The sequence below is a fragment of the Kribbella sp. CA-294648 genome, from assembly GCF_050943845.1.
In the GTDB taxonomy this organism is placed as follows: Bacteria; Actinomycetota; Actinomycetes; order Propionibacteriales; family Kribbellaceae; genus Kribbella.
The window spans coordinates 8142177-8167608 of the sequence record NZ_CP191981.1 but is presented as its reverse complement, the minus strand read 5'-3'; the positions used below and the strand labels follow the sequence as shown (position 1 = coordinate 8167608).

Below are 25432 nucleotides of genomic sequence, written 5' to 3'. Positions count from 1 at the left end.
CCTAACCGACTAACTGACTAACCGAAGAGCTCGAACACGGGCTTGACCGAACGGACGGCCAGGTAGATGGTCAGCAGCCACGCCGCCCCGCCGAGCAGCAGCAACCACTTGGGGTACTGGTACCCGCGCAGCAGGTCCTTGCGCTGCCATGCCACCCAGAGAAGCACACCGATCCCGACCGGCAGCAGCAGCCCGTTGAAGGCGCCGGCGAACACCAGCAGCTGCGTGGGAGCAGTGCCGATGGACAGGAAGATCACCGTACTGACGACGATGAAGGCGACCACCAGGATGGTCCGGGTCCGGTCCGACGTCTTGGTCCGCGACGTCACGAAGGTGACGGTCGTGTACGACGCACCGATCACGCTAGTGATCGCGGCCGCCCAGAGCACCACCCCGAAGGCGCGCAGGCCGAACTCGCCGGCCGCGTGCTGGAAGGCCGAGGCCGCCGGGTTCTTCGGGTCGAGCGCCTGACCACCCGCGACCACGCCGAGGACCGCCAGGAAGAGCACGATCCGCATCACGCCGGTGATCAGGATGCCGGTGACCGAGCCTCGGGTGATGTCGCGGATGTGCTGCGGTCCGGAGACGCCCGAGTCGAGCAGCCGGTGCGCACCGGCGTACACGATGTAGCCGCCGATGGTGCCGCCGATCAGGGTGGTGATGGCGAGGAACTCGACCTGCTCGGGCAGCACCACGTTCTTCAGCGCCGTACCGACCGGTGGGCCGGAGGTGATCGCGATATAGGTGGTGAGCAGGATCATCACGGCGCCGAGCACGAGCACCACCCGGTCCATCGCCAGGCCGGCCCGCTTGGACAAGAAGATGCCGATGGCAACCAGTGCGGAGAGTGCGCCGCCCAGCTTGGGATCCAGGCCGAGCATCGCGTCCAGGCCGAGGCCGGTGCCGGAGACGTTGCCGATGTTGAAGACCAGGCCGCCGACCAGCAGCAGGGCTGCCATCACGTAGCCGAGACCGGGGAAGACCAGGTTGCCGAGCTCCTGGGCGCGCCGGCCGGAGACGCCGATCACCCGCCAGACGTTCAGTTGCAACGCGATGTCGACCAGGATCGAGGCAGCGATCGCGAACGCGAAGGCGGCGCCGAGGCTGACCGTGAAGGTGGTCGTCTGGGTGATGAACCCGGGCCCGATGGCCGAGGTCGCCATCAGGAACATCGCCCCGAGCAGCGTCGACTTGGTGCTCGCCTTCATCGCGGTCTCGGGCGTCTTCCGGCCCGCCGCGGGCGGCAACTGCTTGCCCGCCGATCCGGTACTGCGGCTCGCGGGGCGGCGCGTCGGCTTGGTCGTCGGGCGGGTGGGTGGCTTCGACATGGCGGTGCTCCTGGGTCTTCAGAAAGCTTTCGGGTGGTCTCCTGCAGACGGTCGGTAGGTGTCTGAACGCCTTGAGTGACTTCGAGAGTAGAGATTGTTCAACAATCCTGCAAGACTCTTGTTCATCGAAATTTCCCACCGGAGGCGGGAGTGAGCGATGATGCGAAGATGTCCACCAGTCAGCGCAGCGACGACGAGGCCCGGCAGGCCTGGCTGCGAGGTGTTGCCGCGGATGTCGCCCGGCAGGACCGCAGCAGCTCGGCCGAGCGCGCGGCCGACATCCTCCGCCGCAGCATCACGGAGGGTGCACTGAGGCCCGGCGCGCAGCTGTCCGAGATCGAGCTCACCGAGGTCCTCGACGTCAGCCGGAACACGCTGCGTGAGGCCTTCCGGCTGCTCACCCACGAAGGGCTGCTGGTCTACAAGCTGCACCGCGGCGTGTTCGTGCCCGAGCTGACCGAGCGGGATGTAGTAGACCTCTACCGCCTTCGCCGGGTGCTCGAGGTCGACGTGGTCCGCGGCCTGGCCGACCGTGACCCCGAGCTGCCGGAGCAGCGGCTCGAACCGCTCCGGATCGACGTCGAGGACGCGGAGGCAGCCGCCCTCACCGGCCGCTGGGAAGCGGCCGGTACGGCGAACATGCAGTTCCATCGCCACCTGATCGGCCTCGCCGACAGCGAACGCCTGGACGACATCACCGGCCGGCTGCTCGCCGAGCTCCGCCTGCTCTTCCATGTCATAGCGACCCCGCAAGAGCTGTACGAGCCGTACATCGCCCGCAACCGCGGCATCTACGAACTGCTCCGGCAGCGCCAGTACGAGCGGGCCGCCGATCAGCTCCAGATTTACCTGATCGACTCCGAGCAAGGCCTCCTGAACGCCTTCAAAGCGAGGTAACCCATGCTGACCCCAGCCGACGCGCGAGCGCAGTACCGAGCTGGGATGGTCGCCCCCACCTCGGGCCACGCCCCTGGTTTCACCCAGGCGAACCTGGTCGTCCTGCCCCGCGACTGGGCCTACGACATGCTGCTGTTCGGCCAGCGCAACCCACAACCGGTGCCGCTGCTCGACGTGACCGACGCAGGCTCAACCAGTACTGCGCTGGCGCCGGGCGCCGATCTGCGGACCGACCTTCCGCAGTACCGGGTCTGGCGGGACGGGGAGCTGGTCGACGAGCCGGCCGACGTAGTGGATCTGTGGCGGGACGATCTGGTCAGTTTCCTGATCGGCTGCAGCTTCAGCTTCGAGCAGGCCTTGCTCGATGCCGGTGTCCCGGTCCGCAACATCGAGCAGAACCGGAACGTGTCGATGTACCGGACGAATCGCGAATGCCGTCCGGCGGGCCGGCTGAGCGGCCCGTTGGTGGTGTCGATGCGGCCGATCCCGGCGGCGCTGGTGGCGACCGCGGTACAGGTGACAGCCCGGATGCCGAGGGTTCACGGAGCGCCCGTGCACGTGGGGTCGCCGGAGACGCTCGGCATCGCGGACCCGGCGCGACCCGACTTCGGTGACCCGGTGGAGGCCGAGCCCGGCGATGTTCCGGTTTATTGGGCTTGCGGAGTAACACCCCAAGCTGCGTTGATGGATCCAGTGCCCGCAGGACACTCACGGCCCCCGTTCGCGATCACCCATGCCCCCGGGCGCATGTTCGTGACGGACGTGCCGGATGCCGTCTATCGCCAGCCCTGAGGGGGAGCAGATGTCTGAAGACCGGACCGAAGAGCAGCGGAAGTCCTACCGGCCGATCGATGCGGCCGGGTTCCGTGCGTCGATCGCCCGTGACTGGGGGCCGGTCGATCGGTCCGTGGTGCTGCCGGAAGGGCTGGCCGAGGCCGCCGCGGAGCACCGGGCCAAGCTGAGCGCCAGCCTGCCCGGCCGCCGGATCGCGGTCGCCGCCGGACGTGCGCCGGTCCGGTCGAACGACACCGACTACCGGTTCCGCGCGGACAGCGACTTCGTCTGGCTCACCGGTTGTCAGGCCGAGGGCTCGGTCCTGGTCATCTCGGGCGACGGCGACGCGACGCTCTACCTGCGCGAGACCGCCGGTCCCGGCGAAGCCGACTTCTTCGCGAACGCGCGGGACGGTGAGCTGTGGATCGGGCCGGTCCCCGGACTGAAGGACTGGTCCGAGGCGCTGCAGTTGCCGTGCCGCCCGATCGAGGAGCTGCCGGCCGCCGTGCGCGGCGCAGTACCGGCGATGATGACGACGTACGGCGTGGAGCCGTTGCTGGACGCGCTGGTAGGTGGCAGCCCGTCGAACACCCAGGAGCTGCGACAGGTCCTGTCCGAGCTCCGCCGGATCAAGGACGACTGGGAGCTCGACCAGTTGCGCGAAGCAGTCGCCGGCAGCGTGCTCGCCTTCGCCGACGTGGCGCGCGAGCTTCCCGAGGCCGTCCGCGGTGGCGGCGAGCGCTGGCTGGAGGGCACCTTCGACCGACGCGCCCGTACTGCGGGCAACGGGCCGGGGTACGCCTCAATCGTTGCTGCTGGCAACCATGGACCGGTGCTGCACTGGGTTCGCAACGACGGCGCCGTGCGAGAGGGCGACGTCATCCTGCTCGACGCCGGTGTGGAGACCCGCACGCTCTACACCGCCGACGTGACCAGGACCTTCCCGGTGACGGGCGAGTACACCCCGGCGCAGCGGCAGGTGCACGACCTGGTGCACAAGGCTCAGGTCGCCGCGCTCGCGGAGGTCCGCGCCGGCGCGCCGTACCGGGCCTTCCAGTACGAGGCGATGCGGGTCCTGATCGAGGGGCTGCGGGACTGGGGTGTGCTGGACGTGTCGCTGGACGAGGCGCTCGGGCCGGACGGGCAGCAGCACCGCCGGTACGTCGTCTGCGGGCTCGGCCACTACATCGGGCTCGACGTCCATGACTGCGACGCAGCGCGTCCGGAGCGGTATCTCGCTGGGGACTTGGAAGCTGGGATGGCGCTGGCTGTCGAGCCGGGCCTGTACTTCCACCCCCACGACGAGACGGTCCCGCCGGAGCTGCGCGGGATCGGCATCCGGATCGAGGACAACGTCGTGGTGCACTCCGACCGGCTGGAGATCCTCACCGAGGCGCTGCCGATCACCACCGACGGCCTCGAGGCCTGGACCCGCGCCCAGCTCCCGAGCTGAAGAGACTTCCAAACAACAACTTAGAGTAGTCAAGTAATCACTTAAAATAACCTGGTCACAAGCAGTAACATTCGTCCGCCCAGCACGATGTAACGAGCGGGGGAGGGTCAATCTCGGCCCGGTGCGCGGTAGTGGGGGGCCGCGGCTGCGCACCGGCCGAGCTGGCCCCGACTGGGAACCCGGGGGTCCCAGGGGAACAACAGCACGGGGGGATTTTCCGATGAACCTGCGAGTGCGGGTGGTGCGCTGCGCGTGCGCCGGGGGCCGCTACTGGTATGCCGACATCGACGATGCGGAAGATCCGCAGCCCGACGATCCCTACTGGTTCGTCGACGGCTGCCAGACCCAGGCCGAAGCCCTCGAGCTCGCCTGCGCGCGACTGCCCGAGCTCTCCGCCGAGGCCTACCGAGGCGGCTCCCTGAAACGCGTCCAGGAAGCCAACCTCGTCTCCGTCTGACCAGCTCAGCCAGTCGGCGGTACTGCGGCGCAAGTGGTGCCGCGGGCAGGAACCTTCAGCGCGACCAGATAGTTGTCGACGGTCTGCAGCGTGCAGGGGCTCGCGTCGTAGCTGCCGTGACCCCAGCCCTCGTAAGTGACCAGTACGCCGTGCCGGCCGAGCTGGCGGGCCACGCTCTGGGCCGAGCTGTAGCCGGTGGCGGGGTCGTGCAGGGAGTTCAGGAGCAGCGCCGGTGTCTTCAGGTGCACCCGCACGTCCTGCTGCGGGTTGGGCGCCTTCGGCAGGCCCAGACAGTTTGTCACGGCGATCAACGTCGGCGGGATCTTCACGTCCTCGGTGTTCCGGGCAATCCGGCGCAGGTGAGCGGCGTACTCGTCGTACGAGCGGACCGGCAGGCTGAAGTCACGGCAGAACGGGACCAGCGGGTTCTGGGCGAGCCCGGTCGGTACCGGCGGTTCAGCGGTCGGCGGCTCGCTCACTTCGAGCTGCTTCAGCATGTCGGCGAGCTCCGGCCACCTCGGGCCGTACAGCATCCGGAACGCGCCGAACGTCAGGGTGAACGGTGTTGCCTTCAGCTTCGGCTGGCGCGGATCCGGTAGCTCACCGCGACCGGCCCGGGCGACGAGATCGGCCCACAGCGCGTGGAGATCCCGCCCGTGCAGCGAGCAGGTGGTCGTCTCGTTGCACCACTTCACGAACTCGGTGAACGAGTCCTGAACCGTCGCGGCCTGCTTGTCGAGCCAGTCACCGGTCGTGGTGTCGCCGTGGTCGAAGACGCTCTCCAGGACGAGGGCGCGCAGGCGATGCGGGTAGCGCTCGGCGTACTGCTGACCCAGCAGCGTGCCGTACGAACTGCCGTGGAAGGTCAGCTTCGACTCACTCAGCGCCGCGCGGATCGCGTCGACGTCCCGCACGGTCTGCAGCGTGTCGACGTGGTCGTACAAGGGGCCGGTGTGAGTCCGGCAGTCCTTCGCGAGTTTGCGGTTGTAGCGGATCGTCTCCGCGAACTCCGCCCGGCTGGTGATCAGCGGCGAGGGCTGCTTCATCAGCAGTGGGGCCGAGCAGACGATCGGGTTGCTGCGCGCGATCCCGCGCGGGTCGATGCTGACGATGTCGAACCGGTTCTGAATGGTGTCGCTGAAGCGATCCATCCCGGTCCGGATCCGGTCGACGCCGGAGTCGCCGGGACCGCCCGGACCGAAGAAGAGGGTGCCGACGCGAGCGGCGGGGTCCTTCGCAGTACGGCGGGCGATGGCCAGGCCGAACGTGGGTCCGTTCGGCCGGTTCCAGTCCACCGGCAGCTGCAGAGTGGCGCACTTCGAGCCCGCCACGAGCAGCGGGTCCTCCTTGGGTTTCACCTCGCAGTCGGTCCATTGCAGGACATCGGGTGCTGTGGCGGTTGCGGTGACGGTTGCACTGGCGGTTGCTGGCAGGGCGACCACACCGGCGAACACCAAGCCTGTGATCACACCCCAGGTGGGGGTTCTGAGCTTCATCCCCCGATCCTCGGCAACCGCCTTCCGAAACACATCGGGGGTGACCCTTGACCGAACCCCCGGCCCGCTTGGGGGACTTGTTAGGGTCACAGGCCTGATGACTGAGACGACGACTGACCCGACGGGCGCGACGACGCAAGCTTCGGCCGGATCGAAGCACGCAACCGTTTTCCGCGCCGTGGCGATCGCCGAGGCGATCTCCTGGACCGGCCTGCTGATCGGGATGCTGTTCAAGTACGTGCTGTCCGACAACGAGATCGGCGTGAAGATCTTCGGCCCGATCCACGGCGGGATCTTCATCGCCTACGTGATCACCGTCGTCGCCGTCCGCGGCCGGCTGCGGTGGAGCATCCCGGTCACGCTGGCGGCGCTCGCCGCGAGCATCCCGCCGCTGTTCACCTGGTTCTTCGAGATCTGGGCCAAGCGCACCGGCCGGTTGTCTTAAAGCCCGCGCCGGATTGACGCGCGCCGCCGGCGCGCCGTACCGTCGCGGCGAGCAAGAAAACAGCCGCATGAACCCGTGCGGGAGAGACCCGGGCTCGACCCGGGCGCCGTAGGAGCAACTCTCCCCAAGAATCTCTCAGGCACCTTCACCGTGCGGGCGAGGCACCTCTGGAAGGCAGACCTGCCTGACAGAGCGGGGAGGCATACCAATCGGTCAATGGCGACCAGGAGGCCTCCAGCATGGCGATCAGCGTGTTCGACCTGTTCAGTATCGGGATCGGTCCGTCGAGCTCCCACACCGTGGGACCGATGCGGGCCGCCCGGACGTTCGCTCTCGGCCTGGCCGAGGACGGACTGCTCGACCGTACGGCGGCCGTCGAGTCGCAACTGTTCGGTTCGCTCGGGGCGACCGGCCACGGGCACGGCAGCAACAAGGCGGTCATCCTCGGTCTGGAGGGTGAAGACCCCGAGACCGTCGACACCCGCTCGGTCGAGAGCCGGGTCGCCGCGATCCGCGCGGCCGGCGTGCTGCGGCTCGCCGGGCAGCGGGAGATCCCGTTCGACGAGAACAGCCAGCTCGTCATGCACCGCCGCAAGGCGTTGCCCTACCACCCGAACGGGATGACTTTCCTGGCCCGCATGGCCGACGGCGCCGTACTGCGGGAGCGCACCTACTACTCCGTCGGCGGCGGCTTCGTCGTGGACGAGAACGCGGCGGCCGGCGACCGGATCGTCGCGGACCGGACGCCGCTCAAGTACCCGTTCCTGTCCGGCAACGAGCTGCTCGATCGATGCCGCGAGTCGGGGCTGCCGATCAGCGAGGTGATGCTCGCCAACGAGCTGGCCTGGCGGACCGAGGCCGAGATCCGCGAGGGCCTGCTGCACATCTGGCAGGTGATGCAGGATTGCGTCGAGGAGGGCTGCGAGACCGAGGGGACGCTGCCGGGTGGGCTGAAGGTCCCGCGGCGCGCGCACGCGTTGCACCAGAAGCTGAGCAGCGACAAGTGGTCGGTCGATCCGCTGAAGGTGATGGACTGGGTCAACCTGTTCGCGCTCGCGGTCAACGAACAGAACGCGTCGGGTGGCCGGATCGTCACCGCGCCGACGAACGGTGCCGCCGGCATCATTCCCGCGGTGCTGCTGTACTACCGGCGATTCGTGCCGGGGGCAACAGAAGACGGAGTGGTCCGGTTCCTGCTCGCGGCTGCCGCGATCGGCGTTCTGTACAAGGAGAACGCGTCCATCTCCGGCGCCGAGGTCGGCTGCCAGGGCGAGGTCGGCTCGGCCTGCTCGATGGCCGCCGCCGGCCTGTGCGAAGTCCTGGGTGGGACGCCGGAGCAGGTCGAGAACGCGGCCGAGATCGCGATGGAGCACAACCTCGGGCTGACCTGCGACCCGGTCGGCGGACTGGTTCAGATCCCCTGTATCGAGCGCAACGCGATGGCGTCGATGAAGGCGATCAACGCGGCCCGGATGGCGATGCACGGCGACGGCGTACACGTCGTCTCGCTGGACAAGGTGATCAAGACGATGCGCGAGACCGGCGCGGACATGAAGATCAAGTACAAGGAGACGTCACGAGGCGGCCTGGCCGTGAACGTGATCGAGTGCTGACGGATCCTGTACGTGCGCGCTGTGGCCGAGGCCGGGCAGCGTGACGACCTGATCGTGCAGCGCGGCCAGCTCGGCGTCGGTGTTCATCGGGTCGAGCTCGCCCCGCGCCAGTACGACGTCCGCCTGGCTGGCCGCGATCAGCTCGGCCATCTTCGGCGCACCGACGCCGAAGGTGGCCGGATCCATCGCGATTCGCCAGCGTCCGCCGACCTCCAGCAGCCCGCTGTCCACGGCCTCACTCGCGGGATCGACCAGCCCTTGCAGCCCTGAGACTTTGAGATACCGCGCAGCCGCTTCGTCCCTGGTGTCGAACCACGCGATCGGCTTCTGTGCCAGAGCAGCCGCCTTGGCGAGCTCGTCGGCCGACCACGAGACCTTCACCCCGAGGGCGATCACCCGATCCACCTGTACGCCGTACCGGCCGCTGGCCAGCTCGAGCGCGATCACTCCACCCAACGAGTGTCCGACGACAACCAGCTCCCGGCGTACCGGCAGAAACTCGGCAACCGCAGCCGCCATCGACTCGAACGTGTACCGCGACAACGCCCCGGCCCGCCCATGCCCCGGCAGGTCCGGCGCCACCCGAGGCTGAGCCCACCCGTCCCAGACCCGCCCGGTCCCGCCGAGCCCGTGCAGCAACACCAGAGATGACATGGCGGTCAGGGTGCCAGAAATCGGTGGTGCTGGCGAGAAAGATGCGCCAAAGGGGTGTTTCAAACAGGTCATTGAACGGTACGGTTCGGGTCTTGTGAGGATGTCCCGCCGTGTTGCTGTCGCCTTCGTCGTGCCGGTGGGGGTGTATGCCGTTTTGCTGGTGGTCGCCTTGATGGGTGGGCCGCGGGCGCCGGTGATTCCGCTGCCGGGTGGTGGTGCTGGGGTGGAGGCAGCCAAGCCGGTGACTGGGCCGCCTCCGCCTGGAGCGGCGGGCGAGACGTTGCCGGCGATTCCTCAGCAGGTGACGCCGACGCCCTCGTCGCCGCCGCAGTCCACCGGGCCGCTGGACGAGAACGGCCAGCCGGGACAGCCTCCGGCGACGAGTGGACCGGGCGACGGGCGTCCGTCGGAGGCCACTCCGCTACCTTCCGAGCCGCCGACGCCGGAACCGACGCCGGGAGTAGCCGAGCGCCGCAACCCTTCGATGCCTCCGGCAACTAAAACCCCGCCCGCGCCGCCGGCCACCGAACCGACCGATCCGGGTCAGCCGCCCAGCACACCTGGTACGCCGAACCCGCCGCCGCCGACCGTCACGCCCACCGCGACGCCGAGTGGGCCGCCGGACCAGCCCAAGCCGCCCACCCTGGCAGACACCCTCCTGGTGCTCCTCGGCAAACTCCGCCGCTGAGCACCCTTTGAGGGAAGGTCAGTACGGGTCGACGCTGCTCGAGCTGGCGTTGCCGAGGACCGAGGGCTTCAGCTGGACTTCCCAGCCCTGGTTCTTGGTGAAGCCCTGGTCGAAGCGCTTGAAGGAGCAGTCGGAGCTGAACTGGCGGCGTTTCGGGTTCCAGTCCTTGCCGCTCTTCACGTACAGGTGGTACGCGCCGCCGATCCGGTAGACGGTCGCGGTCTTCTTCGCCTGGACGTACAACATGATGTGCGGCTTGCTCGGCGGCTTTCCGGGGCTGACGATCGAGACCGCGACGTCGGTGGCCGAGCCGTTCTTCACCCGGAGCGCACCGTTTCCGCCGGCGCCGCTGCGGATGATGACGTCGCCGTTGGCGGGCCGGGTGTCGGTCGGCTCGGGGCCGAGGTCCGGCAGGGTCCGGCCGAAGATCAGGCCGAGGGTCCGCAGCTGGGCGACAGCGGTGGACATCGTGGTGGTGAGCTGGCGCTGCAGCGACTGGGAGACGTACGCGAGTCCGCCGCAGCCGACGTCGCTGGTGTCACCGGCCGACAGGGCGGTCGCGGCGGTCTTCAAGCGCAGCTGCAGCACCCGGTTGGCGGCTACTGCGCGGGCCGGTGGCTTGATCGATCCCAGCGCGAGCGACTCCGCGTTCAGCGTCTGGGTCAGGTTCTCCATCGCGGCGCTCAGGCTGCTCTCGGTCTTCACCGTCGCCAGCGCGTTGATGTCACCCGCCAGTCGCTGGTCGAGCCGGATCAACGCCGTCTGGTACTGCGCCTGCGTCAGCGGCCCGGCCGGTGCCGACGGGGTTGTGGTGGTCGGCGCCGAGGTGGGCACCGAAGCCGGTTCCGAAGTCGGTGCGCTGGTGGGTGCGGTCGTCGGCGTACTGGTCGCCGGGTCCTCACCTGTCAACGTTTGCTTGTCGTCCGAACCGCCGCAGCCGGCCAGCAGCGCCAGCACGGCGACACCGGTCGTGATGGACAGAGCTCTGCGCATGAAATGCCCCCTTAGTGTCCCCTGAGCGAGATAGCTTGACGCTGGAGGCGCCCATGCACGCACCTCGCGGCACTTGACGAGCATCCACGATGCTGCGCATCGAGGACACTCCTCAAGCACCGCGATGCACGCACCTGGACCCCTCCATCGTTCAAGCTCTCTCGCTCAGGGGACACTGCCTAGAAATTCCCCTGGACAGCAAACCCTATGCGGCAAAGGGCTTTCCAGCACCCCCAATGACCGCATCGTGTCAGACGGGAAGCCGCCCCTCCCGGTTCCGTCCTGCTGACAACAAGCCGGTGTCAGTTGCGCGGAGCCGGTCGTACGAAGGGAAACGCCAAGGTGGCGCGGATGTTCTGCCCGGTCAGCATCATCATCACCCGGTCGACACCGATGCCGAGCCCACCCGTCGGGGGCATCGCGTACTCCAGCGCGCTGAGGAAGTCCTCGTCCAGCGACATCGCCTCGGGGTCGCCGGCCGCCGCCTTGAGCGACTGCTCGGTGAGCCGTCGCCGTTGCTCGACGGGATCGACCAGCTCCGAGTACGCCGTACCGATCTCCGCGCCGAAGGCGACCAGGTCCCAGCGCTCGGCCAGTCGCGGGTCGGTCCGGTGGGTCCGGGTCAGCGGTGACGTCTCGAGCGGGAAGTCGGTGTAGAAGGTCGGCAGGGTGGTGGCCGGCTCGACCAGTTCGTCGTACAGCTCGAGCACCAGTTCGCCCGCCGACAGGCCGAACCCGGCGTGGACGCCGTGCTTGGCGCACAGTTCGCGCAACGTCTCGATCGGGGTCCCGGAGTCGATCGGTACGCCGGCCGCGCGGCCGACCGCGTCGTGCACGGTGATCACCGGCCAGTCGCCCGAGATGTCGATCTCACCGTCCGGGCGCTGCACCACCGGCTTGCCGAAGACCGCGGTGGCGGCCTCGATCAGCAGTTCGCGGGTGAGTTCGCGCATCACCGTGTAGTCGGCGTACGGCTGGTAGGCCTCGACCGAGGTGAACTCCGGATTGTGCGTCGCGTCCGCGCCCTCGTTGCGGAAGTTGCGGTTCAGCTCGAAGACCTTGCCCAGCCCGCCGACGCTGAGCCGCTTGAGGAACAGCTCGGGCGCGATCCGCAGGAACAGGTCGGTGTCATAGGCGTTGATGTGGGTGACGAAGGGCCGCGCGTTCGCGCCACCGTGCACCGCCTGCAGCATCGGCGTCTCGACCTCGATGAAGCCCCGGGACTCGAACCCGTTCCGCAACGCCCGCACCGCGGTACTGCGATGGTGCATCATCTGCAGCGAGTCGGGGTTCATCACCAGGTCGAGATGCCGCTGACGGACCCGTGCCTCCGGATCGGTGAAACCCTTCCGCTTGTCCGGCAACGGGTGCAGGCACTTGGCCGCCATCAGCCACTCGGTCCCCGCGATCGACAGTTCGCCGCGACGGCTGGTGACCACCTCGCCGGTGACGCTGACGTGGTCGCCGATGTCGACCAGGCGCCGCCAGTTCTGCACGGCTTCGGCGCCACAGGTCTCGGTGGACAGCATCACCTGCAGAACGGCCGGACCGTCTTGCAGATGCGCGAAGGAGAGCCCGCCGTGGTTGCGCATGCGCATCACCCGGCCGGCGATCGAGACCTCCTGGCCGGTGTGGTGATCGGGTGCGAGGTTCTGGTACAGCGCGCGGATCCGTTCCAGCGTCTCCGTGCGCGGCACCGTGACCGGGTACGGCTCGATGCCCTCGGCAACGAGTTCGGCGAGCTTGGTCCGCCGGATCTGTTCCTGCTCGGTGAGTTTGCGATCCGGCAGTACCGGCCGCAGCAGTTCCTGCTCCTGCTGCCGGACTGCCTCGGCGAACTGACCGCCGTCGGCCGCCATGATCGCGTGCCGCTCGGCCGTCTGCAGGCTGTCTACCCGAGTCCACGGGCGAGGCGCGGGGAGGAAGCCTTCCGCAGTACCGGCGGCCAGCAGCACTTGGGCCAGCGAGGCGCCGCGGGAGTAGCAGATCAGCCGGGGTGACCAACGTGGCAGGTACTTCTCGTTGGACTGGTAGAGACTCTCCAGCTGCCAGAACCTCGACGCGGTGGTCAGCAGCGCGTTGGTGAGCCGCAGTACCGGCCCGGCGCCGACGCGCTCGGCGTCGCTGAAGATCTCCCGGAACATGGCGAAGTTGAGCGAGATGTGGTGCAGGCCGAGGTCGCCACTGGCTTCCACGAGCCCGTTGACCATGAACTCCATCAGGCCGTTCACGGACTCCGGATCGCGCCGCATCAGGTCCAGCGAGACCCCGCGCACACCCCACGGAACGAACGAGAGCAGACCCCGTACGACGCCGTCGGAGTCGCGCGCGATGACCATCACGCAGCGCGCGTCGGCCGGGTCGCCGAGCCGGCCGAGCGCCATCGAGAAGCCCCGCTCGGTCTGCGCGCCACGCCACTTCTCGGCGAGCTGCACGTACTCCGCCAGTGCCTCGGGCGACAGGTCGCCGTGCCGGACCACCTCCGCGTGGTACCCGGCGCGCTGGACCCGCGTGACGGCCTGCCGGACCGGGCGCATGGTCCGGCCTTCGAGGGTGAAGTCGGCGACGTCGATGATCGCCTCGTCGCCCATCGCGAGCGCTCGCAGGCCCGCATCGACGTACGCGTGCGCGGCCTCCTCGCTGGCCGACAGGACGGCGGGGGACCAGCCGTAGGTGCGGGCCTCGGCCAGCCAGCGCTGGATCGCGCCGGGCCAGGCGGCCGGATCGCCGATCGGATCGCCACTGGCCAGGCTGACGCCGTTGACCACCCGGTAGGCGATCGCCGCCTCGTTGTCGGGGGCAAACATCACCGCCTTGTCGCGCCGGGTGGCGAAGTAGCCGAGCGAGTCGCGTTCGCCGTACTCGAGCAGCAGCCGGCGCAGCTGCAGTTCCTCGGGCTGGCTCAGGTAGCGGACCCGGCGGACCGAGCGCAGGAAGATCGCGAAGGCGATCACCAGGCAGGCCGCGGAGATCGCGCCGACGGTCAGGCCGACCCAGCCGTGGCCCTCGTGCCCGGCGCCCATCTTGCTGCGGCTCTGGCCGAGCGCGGCGATCACGGCCCAGCCGATCTTCTCCTTCTGACCCTCCAGGGTCTTCGGGAAGATCTGGGTCAGCGAGATGCTGACGGCGATCGAGATCATCAGCCCGCCGACCAGTGCGGCGACTGCCTGCCGGCGGGTACCGGGCGCCAGCCGGGCCGGGAAGGCGGCCCGAATCTTCCACAGCAGCACGATCAGCGCGCCGATCACGAGCACCTGGGCGATGGCGATCTCCAGGTCCTGCGGCCTGACCTCGCCGAACTCCGCGATCAGGTCCTGGTCGCGTGGATTGGCCAGCCGGACGCTGTTCAGTCCGACGGCGGCCACCGCGCTGAGCAACCAGAGCACCTCGAAGACCCAGAGCACCCACAGCAGCGCGGCCCGCTTGCCGCGCAGCAGCGCGCTGCCGACGACGGCGAGGTAGACGGCCGAGAAGAAGGTGTGACCGGCGGGGATGCCGAAGAAGTCGAAGGCCTGGTCGACCCGTTTCACGTACTCCGGTACGACCAGGTGCAACGGGATCGCCAGGAACGACCAGACCGACGCGAAGACGACGACCCGGCCGACCCAGACAGCCGCGCGCTGCTTCCACTTCGGGATGACTTGTTCCGACGACACCCAGCGATCATCCCATCCCCAGATCTCGACTTTGGTCTCGTATGTAACTCTGGCCCGCATGATGGCCGTCCCCGCCCGCTTTCCCTACCGGCTGATGCGGGGTGTCCTGATCGCCGCGGGAGTGCTCTACTGCAGCCTCCTGCTCGAGCTGGTGGCCGGCTATCCGCTCAACGTTCACGACTCGTTCCTGAGCGAGTTGGGGGCGCTCGATCAGCAGACGAGTCCTTATGCCCGGGCGCTGGATCTGGGCTCGGGTGTCCTGTTGTTGCTGGCGGCAATTCTCGGCCGGCCCGCCGCCCGGATGCACCGTGACATCGCCGGGCTGCTGATCAGCGCGGCCGTGTTCGGCGCCGGGACGCTGTTCGACGCGGTGTACCCGATGAGCTGCGCGCCGTCGGTGAGCCAGGCCTGCCGGGATGCCGAACACGGCGGTCAGACCGGCAGCGCGCTCATCCTGCACGAGATCACCTCCACGATCGCGGGGATCGGAAGTGTTGCCGTCGGCATCTTCGCGGTCCTGGTACTGCGACGCTCGGGCTGGGGCGGTCTGTGGGGCAAGGTCGTCGCGGCGCTGGCGGCCGGGGTAGCGGTGACCCAGACGTGGCTCGGAATCGAGACAGGGTTGGAAGTCCTGACCGGTGGCGACCTGCATCCGCCGGGCATCCTGCAACGGGTGTCGGTGGGGCTGGTCTGTTTAATGCTGGCGACATTGCTGCCCGGTCTGAGGCAGGCTTTCACCCGATGAGTACCAGTTGGGTGGTGTTGCCGGGTCTCGCTGAGGCGCCCGAGGAGTTCGCTGAGGTCGTTTCGTTGCTTCCAGGCAACGACCTGCACGTGGTCGACGCCTGGCGTACGCCGATCACGGCGCCGGTCGAGGAACTGCGCGCCGGGTTGGCGCTTCCGATCGGCTTGATCGGCAACTCGATCGGTGGACTCGCGGCACTGCGCTGGACGCTCACCCATCCCGGCGAGATCGACCGGCTCGTTCTGGTCGACTCCAGTCTTACGTCGGAGACGGGCTGGCGCTGGCTCTATCCGGGCACGCGGGGTGACCGGTGGGTTCGCTCGGTACTACGGACGCTGGGGCGCGTCGGCGTACCGCGGGTGCTGGGGACGCTGGTGTGGCGGACGTTCGTTGGGGTGGGCAGCATCCGGAAGAGCAGTCCGATGCCTAAGGCAACTGTCCGGGCGCGGTTCGCCGCCGACGACTCGTGGTTGTTGTTCTGGGACGAGCTGACCGGTAGCTGGGCGCTCGCGGCCGAGGTTGCCAAGCTGTTGGAGTCTCCGCCGGAGTTCCTACCGCCTGCCGTCGTTCTGGTGGCGACGGGAGGCAGCTCGCGCTTCACCGCCAAGAGTTGGCTCGCTGGTCAGCGTGCGCTGGCCGCCCAGCTGGGCGCGACGGTCGAGGTGCTTCCCGACTCGGCGCACCTGGTCCACCTGGACCGCCCCGACGCCATCGCGAAAGCCGTCGCCCACCTCGCTTGAAAGGCCTTGCCGGTTGGTGGCGGGGAGTTCTATGCTCGAAGTACTGAAACACTCGTGTCAGTAACTCAGAGTGGTCTAGGTGGGGCGTATGAACGAACTGGAGACGCTGGTCAGCCGCCGGCTGCGCTGGAGTTGGCGCGCCGACGATGCTCGGGAGCGGCTGCGAACGGCCTGCAGGCTGTGGCAGCGCGAGCTGGACCGCCTGCACCCGTGGGCGGTCCGGCGATGATCGTCATCACCTGTGTCCACTGCGGCAAGCGGCAGTTGCTGCCGTTGACGATGGTCAACGGCATGACCCGGACCGTCGACGACGACGGCCGGGTGGTCCATCACCTCACCTACACCTGCTGGTGCGGTCGGCCGGGGAGCAAGACGATCCGCGGCCCGGTCGAGGCAGGATTGTGAGTCAGGTAGGAGCCCTGCTCACCAGGCCTGTTGGTGAGGTCAGGCTGAGGTGGTGAGGGCGGGGGTCGGGAGCTTGCGCTGCCAGACCTCGTCGAGGGCCATCCGCATGGCGCCGGTGACGACTGCGTCCTCGGCCAGCGCTGACAGCTCCAGCTTCGGGTGGTTGAGGGTGAGCAGCCGGAGCTGGTCGGAGATGGCATCCAGCAGCACTGCGCCGGCCCGGGCGACACCACCGCCGATGACAACGGCAGTCGGGTCCAGCACCAGTACTGCGGGCGCCAGTGCGCGGGCGAAGTCGCGGGCGACCTGCTGCACCACGGCCTGGGCAACCGGGTCGCGCTCGGCGGCGGCCGCGAAGACGTCGGCGGTGTCGAGTTGGTCGCGGCCGAGCTCGGCAAGGCGGGAGTCGGGGTTGGCGAGCGCGGCCTGACGGCCGAGCTCGGCGATGGCCTCGGAGCCGACCGCACGCTCCAGGGGGCCGCGGCTGTCCTCGGGGTTGATCACGTCGTCCGGTGCGGTGGCGATGAAGCCGATCTCGCCGGCCGCGCCCGTACCGCGGTGGAGCCGGCCGTCGATCACGATGCCGGCACCCAGCCGCTCACCCCACTGGACGGCCAGCAGCGTGCCCGTCCCGCCGCGCGCCGCGGCGATGGCCAGCGCGGCCAGGTTCGCGTCGTTGTCCAGCATGACCGGGCAGTCGAGCAGGCTGCGGACGTGCTTGGTCAGGTCGACCGCGGACCAGCCCGGAACGCTCGGGACCAGCTGGACCCGGCCGGTGTGCTCGTCCACGATGCCGGGGCTGGCCGCGACGGCTGCCGCGATGTCCTCGGCCGGAACCTCCGCCTCGGCGAGCGCCTCGGTGATCACCTCACTGATGACCCCGAGCAACTCCTGGGCGGTCCAGCCGGGGCCGGACCGGCGTACCAGGGCGAGCTTGCGGCCGGCCAGGTCGGAGACGCCGACGGTGACGCGGTGCGGGCCGACGTCCAGCCCGAGGACCGGGGCCGCGCGCCCGCGCAGGGAGACCCGGATGGCCGGGCGGCCCAGCGAGCGGTCGGCGGAATCGGGTCCGTGCTGCTGCAGCCAGCCGGCGTCCAGCAACTCGTCGACCGCCTGGGCCACGGTCGGCCTGGCCAGTCCGGTGCGTTCGACCAGTTCGGCGACGCGCAACGGCGCCGGTGCCGAGCGGCGGACCGCGTCCAGCACCGCGGCGACGTTGATCCGTCGCAGCATCGTCGTACCGCCGCCGCCGACCGTTCCCTTGCTCATGTCCGACCCCTTGCCTGCCACTCGCCCATCCTATATATAAAGCGAGCGTTCATAAATGAACCCGGCCAGTTGCGTGCGTGCCGCCGGATCTCGGAGGGGCTGGCGGTCGCCCGGAAAATCCGTGAGTCGACAACTATCACTCACAGGCCGTCCTGCCGCCCAGCACACGCGCGGGATCCGGGATCAGTCCTGCAACACCGTCCGGGCGAAGCTGCTGAGCGCCTCCCGGTCCGGCTGCTGGGTCTTGGTCATCAGGCTGGCGACATGCTTCTCCACCGTCCGCGGCGAGATGTGCAACCGGGACGCGATCGACTTGTTCCCGATCCGGTCCACCAGCAACTGCACGACCTCGAACTCCCGCGTCGTGATCCCCAGTTGCCGCAAATGCGCCGGCACCTGGTCCGACCCGGTCCGCCGCTGCGAAACGGTCGCCCCCAGTTGCCGCAACATACTCCGGCAAGCACTGGCCACGGCCGGCACCTCAGCATTATGAAAATAATCCTCAGCCTGCCGCAACCAAGCCACCGGCTCCCCCCACCCATCAGCCGCAGCGGCCTCAGCCACCAGCCTGAGCCCGAGGTGGCGCGCCATCGGGTAGAGCTCGGAAGACTCCAAGAACTGCGCGACCAGGTCAGCCGCCTCCGCGGCCTTCCCGTCCTGGCCGAGCAATACCGCGTGCGCCAGCTGTACGAACTGCCGGTTCCATCGCATCTTGCTGCCGGCCGTCGCCGACACCGCCTCGAAATGCGGCCAGCTGTTCCTGCGGGCCAGTACGCCGAGCAACAGCCCCAGCCCGTTCTTCCCGGCCAGGTGGAATGCGGTGGGATTCTGGGCGTCGTAGGCGAGCGCCTGCGCCAGGTCGAACTCGGCAAGCTCACGGTTCTCTTCCAGCAGCGAGCAGAAGGTCCGGGCGAGTCCGTAGGACAGCGTCAGCTCGTGAGAAGCCCGCTCACCCCACGTGGCCAGCTCACCGAGCGTCGCCTCCATCTCGGCGCGCTTGCCCTGATGTGCGGCCAGCACCGCCATCGTCACCAGCTCGTACGGCGCGCCGCGGCTGAGCTTGAGCCGCTGCGTCACCTCCAGACACGCCTCGATCATCTCCCGCGCCCTGACGTACTCCGCCCGCAACACAGCCTGCAGCCCGAGCGCCGCGTCGATCTCGTAGGCGGCCGGGATCGCCCCGATCCGCAAGGCCTGGTCCCGCGCATGCTCGAGCTCGGTGACGTCGCCTTCGGCCAGGCACATGGTGCCGGCCTCCGACAGGTGAGAAGTCACCCGTTTGAGCGCAAGGTGGTTTTCGGTGGCCACCTGCCGGGCACGCCGAAAGTAGGCGATCGACCGGTCAAGGTCGTGCTCCCGGGAGAGCTGGCCGAGGAGCTGCCAGGCGTCGACGGCGACGCTGGGGAGATTGGCCCGCTCGGCTGCGGCCGCTGCTCGGGTGGCCAGCTTCGCCGCGGACCGCAACCGCCCTGGGCTGGTCGTCGCCATCTCCAGCCGCGCGGCCGTGGCATCCACCGGAGCCAGGTCCGCGTCAGCGGGCTGGTCGCCGAGCAGCGCTCGCGCGAGGGCCACATGGGTGGAGGCCGAGGACCAGCGCCCGGCCAGATACTCGACACCGGCGAGCTGCACATACAGGGCGGCCACAGAGGGGGGAGCAAGGTTCTGGTGGTCCAGGTGCTCGATCACCTCAGGCTTCGCGGCCGGGTGATCGAACTGCCCGTTCTCGCCTGCGGCCAGCAAAAGGGACCCGAGGACGTCGGCCCGGTAGGTGATGTCCGGGTCACCGGCGAGCAAGGTGTGGGCGCGGTCCAGCAGATGCACCGCGGAGGCCATCGAGCCCTCGTCGAACGACCGGCGGCCGGCCTGTGCGAACAGCCGGCCGGCGCGGGCGCGGTCACCACCGCTGTGGGCGAGTTCAGCCACCATCGGACACCACTCGCCGGGCAGGCCAGGGTGGAGCTCCTCGATCGCGTCGGCACACCGCATGGCCAGCGCCGACCGCTCGGCGGGAGTCAGCCCCGCCAGTAGAGCGTCCGCGGTCAACGGGTGCCGGAAGGCGTACCAGTCGGGCACCGGCTCGTCGGGCCCGACCAACTGGGCGGCGAGACCGGCCCGCAATGTTGCCAACAGCAACCGTTCGTCGACGCCGCTGGCGGCCCGGACCACGCTGAGCGGAAATCGATGCCCGATCACCGCCGCCAGCAGCAGGAGTTCGCGGGACTGCGAGCTGAGTTGCTGGGTCCGGCTGTTGATGCTGCGGACGACCGCTGCCGGGACCCCGGTGCGCAGGTCGTCCACGACCTGAACGGTGCCGTCGGTGCCGGCCAGCAACTGCCCGGTTCGGTCGGCTTCCTGCAGGAGTTCCTCAACGATGAAAGGGATTCCGGCACTGTCCGTCCAGAGTCGTTCGGCCAGTGGGTCGGGCACTCCGTCGGCACTGACCTCCAGGCATCCGGCCGCGAGCTCGCGAACTTCCTGCCGGTCGAGCGGCCGTAGTTCCACCAGTCGGGCGGTCCCCCGCTGGTCTGCCAGCCGGGCCAGGTCGAGCCCGGAACCCTGTTCCGGGCGCAGCGTGGCCACCAGGATGACCGGCTGGTCTTCGAGATTGTCGAGCAGGTACTCGATCACGGCGAGCGTCTCCGGGTCGGAGCCGTGCAGATCCTCCAGTACCAGCAGCACTCCCCGGTCCGCGGCGAGCAGCCCGAGGAGCCGCAGAATCGCCTCACCGAGCACCACCGCGGAGATGCCGGCCTCGTGCGAGTCGCCGTCGTTCCAGTCGGGAACCAGTCGGCCCAGCACCTGGCGGTAGGGGCCGAGGGCACCGGGGTCGGGCATCTCGCCGCGCCGGATCAGTGACAGGAACGCTTCGGTGAAAGGCCGGAAAGCGACCAGCGTACCCATCGTCCCCACCCGGCCGCGCAGAGTCATCATGCCATGACCGAGTGCCATGGCAGTGGCTACCACCCCCAGCCGGCTCTTCCCGATACCGGGCTCGCCGACCAGGAAAACCGCACCCCCATGCCCGTCACGAGCTTCGGTGAGTAGCCGGTCGAGGTGCTCGATCTCCCTGTCCCTGCCGACCACCCTGGGCGCACGGGTCTGCATGTTGGCAAACTCTAGCCATGCCGCGGCGCGACCGCAGTAGGGTCGGCCGGTCGCCGCCGACCCAGAGCAGGATCGAACGTTTGCTCTCAGTCCGGCCGGCGGCGTTGGCCTCGCCGTGGGTCAGTCGACGCTGATCGTAGGCGTGAAGGCTACTCCGTAAACGTCGGTGGTCTCGATCATCCCGATGGAGAGGACACTTGCAGCTCCGACCAGGGCGAAGGCCCTGGCCCCGATCCTGCTGCGGATGGGCATCTTGACGGGACCGAGTGGATCGGTGCCGACCTGTTCTTCCGGTTGCGGGTCGAGCTGGTCGTCGTGCGGCTTTTTGGTGGTCATGGTTTCTCCCCTGTCGATGGTGTTCGGCCGATGGTCAGCGCTGTGATGGGCGCTGGGCGTCGGTACTCGGTTCGAGCAGCAGGACGGATGGAACGCGGCTCCCGAAGCCCAGGCGGAGTAGTCCGTAGCCGATGCCTGCCAGGCCGGTCAGAAGGCCGGGCGAAGGCACCCCCCTGGGAGTACCGCACTGTGGTCCGTACTGCTGTACTGCGGCGAGCACCAGCCCGGCCCGGCGACGCCGGACCGCCTCAATGGCTGGATGATCGCGTTCGGTGAGCCACAGGAGTGGCTCGACCGCGCCGAGCTCGCCGTGACACAGACTCATGTCGGCGAGCACCGGACGTTCGATGGCGGACTTCAGATAGGCGTCGAGGTCCGCCGGTGCGCCCGCACTGAACCTGGCCAGCGCGGTACCTGCGTCGCCGGAGCACCAACCAGGGTTGGCGGTCTGGGCCGACCGGTCCAGATCGGCGGCAACCAGGGCCGCCTCGCGGTACTTGTCACCTGGTACGCCGAACTGGCCGAGGGCCCAGGCGATGCCCTGATAGCCACGGGCGAAGCCGGTCGCCGGTGCAGACCCGCTCCGGCGTACGCCGAGTTCGACCGCCGCGACCAGTTCCTCGGCGTAGCGCTCGGCCAGTTGTGCCGCGATCGGGTGATTGACCGCTTGCATGGCGGCGAGCCCGCCGGCGGCGCCTTCGGTATAGCTCGGAAACTGGTCGGCGTCCGGAGTGATTCGGGCAGTGATCTCGAGCGAGGTCGAGAGCCAGTCGTCGAGGTCCGGGTCGTGAAGGAGCGACGCGAGCCGGCTCAGGCCGTAGCTGATACCGCCCAGCCCGTAGAAGCCAGGACCCACGAGCTGCGCGGTTTCGGACGACATGGCCAAGGTCTGCAGGAGTTGCGGGAGGGGACGGATCGCGTCCTTGGCCAGTTCCCGGTACTTGTCGGCGCCGGTGAGGGCGCCGATCTGAGCGAGGAAGAGGGCGACGCCGGTGTAACCGGTCGGCAGGCCGGCACCCATCGGCATCACCGACCAGTGATGGTCGTCGAGTAGTTCGAGGCCAAGCCAGTTCGCGCGTCCGTCGTCGCCGTCGACGGTTCGGGCCATGATCTCGTCGGCGATGTCGGTGGCAGCGGCGAGCAGTTGTCCCGGGTCCGCCTCTACCGTCTCCAGCGTGCTGCGCGTCGTGCTGCTGGCGTGCACGACAGGTTCCGGGCGGGTGGCCAGTGTGGCCGAGACGATCCATTGCTGCCGGTGCTGGTCGATCTCGCTGAGGTGGACGATCTTGGCCTCGACGTTTGCCAGTCCTTCGGCAGCGAAGAACTGTGCCACCCGGGTGCCGTCAGAGGCCCACACATCGCGGCTGCCCGGACGCGTTGCAAACAAAGGGATGTCGCCCGCCCACAGATCCGATAGCTCGGCCGGGATCAGCCGGTGCAACTCCGGATCGGCATCCCAGAGCAGGTCGAGCAGTTCGCTCCGTCCGGAGGCGGCACGCATGGCGTCGGGATGTGTCGACTCGTCGAGCAGCAACGCGTAGGTCTGGGTCGCCCGCGGTACGTAACGGACCTCGTCATCCGCGCACGCGGCGAGCAGGCCGGTGGGGCCGATCAACTCAGCGCGGTTCCAGACAATCGCCTCATACGCGGTCTGGAATCCGGCCAGCAGAGCGAGTTCGTGGTCGCGTGGCTCCATCACCCGACCGTCGAGGATCGGGCGGTTCCGGCTGCCCAGCGTCTTGGCCGGCCGTCGTACCAGGTGCATGGTGTCGAGGCCGGCGTCGGCCCAGTCGACCTTGCTGATCGGGCCTACTTCGTCGGAGTCGCCACCCAGGCCGGAAATGTCCACGGTTCCGTGCTCGCCGGTGAACAACAAGGGCAGCAGTGCGGTGCGGTAGACCGAGCCCTGCATGGCCGCATGAGCAGGGTCCTGGCCGGGGAGGCCGCTGAGGACGTGATCTGGGTGGAAGAGCGTTTCGACATCCACCAGAACCGGCTGGTCGCCGTGGGCGATCAGGTTCTCGTGGTGCATGTCCGTGCCGTCCAGGACGTACAGCAGAGCCAGCAGGGCGCCTTGGCGGTGGTAGAAGTGGCGGACTTCGGCGAGGTTGAGGCAGGGCGTGTGGTCGATGTAGTCGAGCCAGCCGTAGCCGGGCCGGCGGAGTATTTCGACTGTGCGTAGGCCCAAACCTGTCTTGGTGTTCAGCCAGTGGATGATGTCGTTGAAGTGGGTGTGGAGGTCGAGGGGTCTTGGTTTGTAGATGAGTTGGCGGCCGTCGGTGAAGGTGAGGGTGGCTGTGGAGCGGCCGCCTCGGTGCGGGTCTCCGCCGGGGGCGATGCTCAGCAGAGGGCCGGGGTCGGTGCCTGCCAGCAGGGTCGCGACCAGTTGCTCGCGGTCCTCGGCGAGGCGGTCCAGCAGTTCGAGGTGCCCCCCGACGGCCTGCCGGCACGCCTCGCCCAGGACCCGGGCCAGCACTGGGTATGCGGCCAGGAATTCCGCCAGCTCGCTCCCTCCGACGAGCCGGTGGGTGAAGTCGAGAAATCGCTCCGCCGGTGTGTCACCGGCCAGCTCGCCCCGGCCGCGAGCCCGGGCGAGTTCGAGCACCAGCGTGCGGGACGCCAGCCGTACCAGGCGAAGACCCAGCCGTTGGATGAACTGCTCGGCCAGTATTCCGTCATGTCCCGCGGCACTCAGGTCCTGCCGCGCAGTGGCCAGCAACGGCTCCAGGCACCGGACCAGCGCCTGCTGCCAGTCGTCTGTCACCGGCGCGGAGACGACAGCTCCAGCCGTACTGCGCTCGACGTACTCCGCCCAGGCGGGCATCGGCGAGCCCTGCTCGTGCGGACCCATCCCGGCGGACCACCAGGCGTTCGGCTGGTGGCTTCGGGAGGTCCCGGCGGTTGCGGAGTTGAGCACGGGCCCAGGCTGACATCGCGACATGGGTGTTGCCATGGGTACGGAGCCCCCATATTCCTTCCAGAACCGGTGACCGGCGTGCGGGCGGTGGGTTCCTGGTGCTGTACCGCGGGGCGTCGACTGGGGAGTACAGCACCCCGCGGTCCAGCATCGCCCACGCCGGACGGCCTCTGGTGGAAGGCCGTACGGTGCGGGAATCCAGGTGCAGGGCGTTTGCCGAGCTTCCGGTGCCGTGAACGATGCCTGACTGGGAGAGCTGGCAGCAAGAGCCGCGGCTACCCAATTTCCGCTCTCTGCGGCTGCTCGCAAGCGTAGGTGCGGACCAAGCAGAACATGGGGGCTGAACCCCCATGCGCAATCCGGTGCCGGCTGCGACGGTGGGCAGGTGTACAGCACATCCGCTCCCGGACTCCCGGTCTCAGCGCACTCGGTGCTCGACGTGGTGCCACAGGTGCCGGGTCAGTCTGCCGCGGCCGCGCTCCGGGAGACGGTCGAGGTTGCTCAGGCTGCTGACGACCTCGGTTACCGGCGGTTCTGGATCGGCGAGCAACACGGTGTCCGCGGAGTTGGTGGGGCGAGCCCCGCGGTTGTGGCCGCAGTACTCGCCGCCAGGACCGACCGGATCCGGATGGGCTCGGGCAGTGTGCAGCTGACCAACCACAGGTCGCTGGTGGTCGCGGAACAGTTCGCGGCGCTGGCGGCGGCGTACCCGAGCCGGATCGACCTCGGGGTCGGCAGGGCGCCGGCTGTCCCGCCCAGTACTGCGGCCGCGCTCGGCGTGACCGACAAGGACAGCTTCCCCCAGCGACTGGATGAGCTCTGCCGCTTCCTGCGCGACGGGTTGCCCGGACGCGCGCCTGTTGGCGACGTTCGGCTCGCGCTGGCGGGGATGCCTCCACCTGTCTTCGTGATGACCGACAACCCGACTGGCGCGCAGGTGGCCGCAGTACGGGGACTCCCTGTCTTCCTGACTCACCACGCTGCGCCGACGTGCACGGTCGCGTCGGTGTCGGCGTACCGGGACAGTTTCAAGGCGACAGGGCCGACGGGGAAGCCGTACGTCGGTGTGACGGTGGGTGTAGTTGCCGCCAGCACCGAAGAGGAGGCAGTGGCCCGGCTGGCGGAGTACGTGCGGCTGAAGTCGCGTCTGAAGACCGCTGCCAACAGGGCGACGCCTGCCGAGCTCATGGAGCTGCTGGAGCCACCGCTCACGAGTCGCGAGCGCAACAAGGCAGAGCGGCTGGTGGACGAGCCCGGCTACGTCGTCGGCACCCGGGCCGGAGTAGCAGCCGGCCTGGCGTCGGTGGCGGCCAGCACTGGAGCGGACGAGGTCATGCTGGTGCCGCTGGCCTTCGACGGCCTGGTCCGGGCAGCAATCCTCCGCACGGTCGCGGCCGGCCTGACCCGAGCGATCCGCAGCGTCCCCCGCCACGCCCCCCACTTCGTCGCCACCGCCTAGAC

21 protein-coding genes and 1 riboswitch are annotated in these 25432 nt (G+C 68.9%); of the genes, 12 read left to right on the top strand and 9 right to left on the bottom strand.

Annotation, left to right across the window (positions count from 1 at the left end; all coding sequences use genetic code 11):
• Positions 1–17: 17 nt before the first annotated feature.
• Entirely contained in the window at positions 18–1328 is a 1311-nt protein-coding gene (locus ACQPYM_RS38895; RefSeq protein WP_433011331.1) for an NRAMP family divalent metal transporter, read from the bottom strand.
• A gap of 168 nt (positions 1329–1496) precedes the next feature.
• On the opposite strand from ACQPYM_RS38895, the gene ACQPYM_RS38890 reads away from it, so the two are divergent.
• The 4 genes from ACQPYM_RS38890 to ACQPYM_RS38875 all read left to right on the top strand — a co-directional run bounded on the left by ACQPYM_RS38890 (position 1497) and on the right by ACQPYM_RS38875 (position 4909).
• Positions 1497–2225, top strand: a complete 729-nt coding sequence (locus ACQPYM_RS38890) for a GntR family transcriptional regulator (RefSeq protein WP_433011328.1) — start codon at positions 1497–1499, stop codon at positions 2223–2225.
• Positions 2226–2228: 3 nt separating this feature from the next.
• Positions 2229–3017: a putative hydro-lyase gene (locus ACQPYM_RS38885; RefSeq protein ID WP_433011325.1), complete on the top strand. Its 789-nt coding sequence runs from the start codon at positions 2229–2231 to the stop codon at positions 3015–3017.
• Between the two features lie 10 nt (positions 3018–3027).
• Positions 3028–4452, top strand: coding sequence for an aminopeptidase P family protein (locus ACQPYM_RS38880; RefSeq protein WP_433011322.1), 1425 nt, complete (start codon positions 3028–3030; stop codon positions 4450–4452).
• 220 nt (positions 4453–4672) lie between these two features.
• On the top strand, positions 4673–4909 hold the full coding sequence (locus ACQPYM_RS38875) for a hypothetical protein (RefSeq protein ID WP_433011320.1): 237 nt from the start codon (positions 4673–4675) through the stop codon (positions 4907–4909).
• A gap of 5 nt (positions 4910–4914) precedes the next feature.
• Here ACQPYM_RS38875 and ACQPYM_RS38870 read toward each other — a convergent pair whose 3' ends face one another.
• A complete protein-coding gene (locus tag ACQPYM_RS38870; RefSeq protein WP_433011317.1) occupies positions 4915–6405 on the bottom strand; it encodes an alpha/beta hydrolase in 1491 nt (496 codons plus the stop codon).
• 97 nt (positions 6406–6502) lie between these two features.
• Between ACQPYM_RS38870 and ACQPYM_RS38865 the strand changes: the two genes are divergently transcribed.
• Both ACQPYM_RS38865 and ACQPYM_RS38860 read left to right on the top strand, forming a co-directional pair.
• Positions 6503–6850: a DUF3817 domain-containing protein gene (locus ACQPYM_RS38865; RefSeq protein WP_433011314.1), complete on the top strand. Its 348-nt coding sequence runs from the start codon at positions 6503–6505 to the stop codon at positions 6848–6850.
• Positions 6851–6918: 68 nt separating this feature from the next.
• A riboswitch (glycine riboswitch) is annotated at positions 6919–7011 on the top strand.
• A gap of 78 nt (positions 7012–7089) precedes the next feature.
• The gene (locus tag ACQPYM_RS38860; RefSeq protein ID WP_433011311.1) at positions 7090–8463 is read left to right on the top strand and encodes an L-serine ammonia-lyase; all 1374 of its coding nucleotides are present in this window, start codon (positions 7090–7092) and stop codon (positions 8461–8463) included.
• Here ACQPYM_RS38860 and ACQPYM_RS38855 read toward each other — a convergent pair.
• A complete protein-coding gene (locus ACQPYM_RS38855) occupies positions 8425–9117 on the bottom strand; it encodes an alpha/beta fold hydrolase (RefSeq protein WP_433011308.1) in 693 nt (230 codons plus the stop codon). The two genes, ACQPYM_RS38860 and ACQPYM_RS38855, sit on opposite strands and share 39 nt — an antisense overlap.
• A 100-nt stretch (positions 9118–9217) precedes the next feature.
• On the opposite strand from ACQPYM_RS38855, the gene ACQPYM_RS38850 reads away from it, so the two are divergent.
• Positions 9218–9805 (top strand): cell envelope integrity protein TolA, encoded by a 588-nt coding sequence (locus ACQPYM_RS38850; RefSeq protein WP_433011305.1) that lies wholly within the window; start codon positions 9218–9220, stop codon positions 9803–9805.
• A gap of 18 nt (positions 9806–9823) precedes the next feature.
• Here ACQPYM_RS38850 and ACQPYM_RS38845 read toward each other — a convergent pair whose 3' ends face one another.
• Positions 9824–10798, bottom strand: coding sequence for a hypothetical protein (locus ACQPYM_RS38845; RefSeq protein WP_433011301.1), 975 nt, complete (start codon positions 10796–10798; stop codon positions 9824–9826).
• 302 nt (positions 10799–11100) lie between these two features.
• On the bottom strand, positions 11101–14454 hold the full coding sequence (gene lysX / locus ACQPYM_RS38840) for a bifunctional lysylphosphatidylglycerol synthetase/lysine--tRNA ligase LysX (protein ID WP_433011298.1): 3354 nt from the start codon (positions 14452–14454) through the stop codon (positions 11101–11103).
• A 58-nt stretch (positions 14455–14512) separates the two neighbouring features.
• On the opposite strand from lysX, the gene ACQPYM_RS38835 reads away from it, so the two are divergent.
• From ACQPYM_RS38835 to ACQPYM_RS38820, 4 genes are all read left to right on the top strand, one after another.
• The gene (locus ACQPYM_RS38835; protein WP_433011295.1) at positions 14513–15199 is read left to right on the top strand and encodes a DUF998 domain-containing protein; all 687 of its coding nucleotides are present in this window, start codon (positions 14513–14515) and stop codon (positions 15197–15199) included.
• The gene (locus tag ACQPYM_RS38830; RefSeq protein WP_433011292.1) at positions 15196–15939 is read left to right on the top strand and encodes an alpha/beta fold hydrolase; all 744 of its coding nucleotides are present in this window, start codon (positions 15196–15198) and stop codon (positions 15937–15939) included. Before ACQPYM_RS38835 ends, ACQPYM_RS38830 begins: the two co-directional genes overlap by 4 nt.
• 88 nt (positions 15940–16027) lie before the next feature.
• A complete protein-coding gene (locus ACQPYM_RS38825) occupies positions 16028–16168 on the top strand; it encodes a hypothetical protein (RefSeq protein ID WP_433011289.1) in 141 nt (46 codons plus the stop codon).
• Positions 16165–16344 (top strand): hypothetical protein, encoded by a 180-nt coding sequence (locus tag ACQPYM_RS38820; protein ID WP_433011286.1) that lies wholly within the window; start codon positions 16165–16167, stop codon positions 16342–16344. The genes ACQPYM_RS38825 and ACQPYM_RS38820 overlap by 4 nt, the downstream gene beginning before the upstream one ends.
• 39 nt (positions 16345–16383) lie before the next feature.
• Here ACQPYM_RS38820 and ACQPYM_RS38815 read toward each other — a convergent pair whose 3' ends face one another.
• The 4 genes from ACQPYM_RS38815 to ACQPYM_RS38800 form a co-directional block, all read right to left on the bottom strand.
• Positions 16384–17613 carry an ROK family transcriptional regulator gene (locus ACQPYM_RS38815; RefSeq protein ID WP_433011283.1) on the bottom strand — a complete coding sequence of 410 codons (1230 nt, stop codon included), beginning with the start codon at positions 17611–17613 and terminating at the stop codon, positions 16384–16386.
• 183 nt (positions 17614–17796) lie between these two features.
• Positions 17797–20718 (bottom strand): helix-turn-helix transcriptional regulator, encoded by a 2922-nt coding sequence (locus tag ACQPYM_RS38810; protein ID WP_433011280.1) that lies wholly within the window; start codon positions 20716–20718, stop codon positions 17797–17799.
• Between the two features lie 120 nt (positions 20719–20838).
• Positions 20839–21054, bottom strand: a complete 216-nt coding sequence (locus ACQPYM_RS38805) for a hypothetical protein (protein WP_433011277.1) — start codon at positions 21052–21054, stop codon at positions 20839–20841.
• A 34-nt stretch (positions 21055–21088) separates the two neighbouring features.
• A complete protein-coding gene (locus ACQPYM_RS38800; protein WP_433011274.1) occupies positions 21089–23971 on the bottom strand; it encodes a type 2 lanthipeptide synthetase LanM family protein in 2883 nt (960 codons plus the stop codon).
• A 385-nt stretch (positions 23972–24356) separates the two neighbouring features.
• Between ACQPYM_RS38800 and ACQPYM_RS38795 the strand changes: the two genes are divergently transcribed.
• Positions 24357–25430: an MsnO8 family LLM class oxidoreductase gene (locus tag ACQPYM_RS38795; RefSeq protein ID WP_433011271.1), complete on the top strand. Its 1074-nt coding sequence runs from the start codon at positions 24357–24359 to the stop codon at positions 25428–25430.
• Positions 25431–25432: the final 2 nt, after the last annotated feature.

Bases quoted from the DNA above. Each gene is read 5' to 3' on its own strand.
- ACQPYM_RS38850 (WP_433011305.1), top strand. From the start codon at position 9,218: ATGTCCCGCCGTGTTGCTGTCGCCTTCGTCGTGCCGGTGGGGGTGTAT.
- ACQPYM_RS38815 (WP_433011283.1), bottom strand. From the start codon at position 17,613: ATGAGCAAGGGAACGGTCGGCGGCGGCGGTACGACGATGCTGCGACGG.
- ACQPYM_RS38885 (WP_433011325.1), top strand. From the start codon at position 2,229: ATGCTGACCCCAGCCGACGCGCGAGCGCAGTACCGAGCTGGGATGGTC.
- ACQPYM_RS38810 (WP_433011280.1), bottom strand. From the start codon at position 20,718: ATGCAGACCCGTGCGCCCAGGGTGGTCGGCAGGGACAGGGAGATCGAG.
- ACQPYM_RS38855 (WP_433011308.1), bottom strand. From the start codon at position 9,117: ATGTCATCTCTGGTGTTGCTGCACGGGCTCGGCGGGACCGGGCGGGTC.
- ACQPYM_RS38835 (WP_433011295.1), top strand. From the start codon at position 14,513: ATGATGGCCGTCCCCGCCCGCTTTCCCTACCGGCTGATGCGGGGTGTC.
- ACQPYM_RS38880 (WP_433011322.1), top strand. From the start codon at position 3,028: ATGTCTGAAGACCGGACCGAAGAGCAGCGGAAGTCCTACCGGCCGATC.
- ACQPYM_RS38825 (WP_433011289.1), top strand. From the start codon at position 16,028: ATGAACGAACTGGAGACGCTGGTCAGCCGCCGGCTGCGCTGGAGTTGG.
- ACQPYM_RS38890 (WP_433011328.1), top strand. From the start codon at position 1,497: ATGTCCACCAGTCAGCGCAGCGACGACGAGGCCCGGCAGGCCTGGCTG.
- ACQPYM_RS38805 (WP_433011277.1), bottom strand. From the start codon at position 21,054: ATGACCACCAAAAAGCCGCACGACGACCAGCTCGACCCGCAACCGGAA.
- ACQPYM_RS38845 (WP_433011301.1), bottom strand. From the start codon at position 10,798: ATGCGCAGAGCTCTGTCCATCACGACCGGTGTCGCCGTGCTGGCGCTG.
- ACQPYM_RS38875 (WP_433011320.1), top strand. From the start codon at position 4,673: ATGAACCTGCGAGTGCGGGTGGTGCGCTGCGCGTGCGCCGGGGGCCGC.
- ACQPYM_RS38895 (WP_433011331.1), bottom strand. From the start codon at position 1,328: ATGTCGAAGCCACCCACCCGCCCGACGACCAAGCCGACGCGCCGCCCC.
- ACQPYM_RS38860 (WP_433011311.1), top strand. From the start codon at position 7,090: ATGGCGATCAGCGTGTTCGACCTGTTCAGTATCGGGATCGGTCCGTCG.
- ACQPYM_RS38820 (WP_433011286.1), top strand. From the start codon at position 16,165: ATGATCGTCATCACCTGTGTCCACTGCGGCAAGCGGCAGTTGCTGCCG.
- ACQPYM_RS38830 (WP_433011292.1), top strand. From the start codon at position 15,196: ATGAGTACCAGTTGGGTGGTGTTGCCGGGTCTCGCTGAGGCGCCCGAG.
- ACQPYM_RS38865 (WP_433011314.1), top strand. From the start codon at position 6,503: ATGACTGAGACGACGACTGACCCGACGGGCGCGACGACGCAAGCTTCG.
- ACQPYM_RS38870 (WP_433011317.1), bottom strand. From the start codon at position 6,405: ATGAAGCTCAGAACCCCCACCTGGGGTGTGATCACAGGCTTGGTGTTC.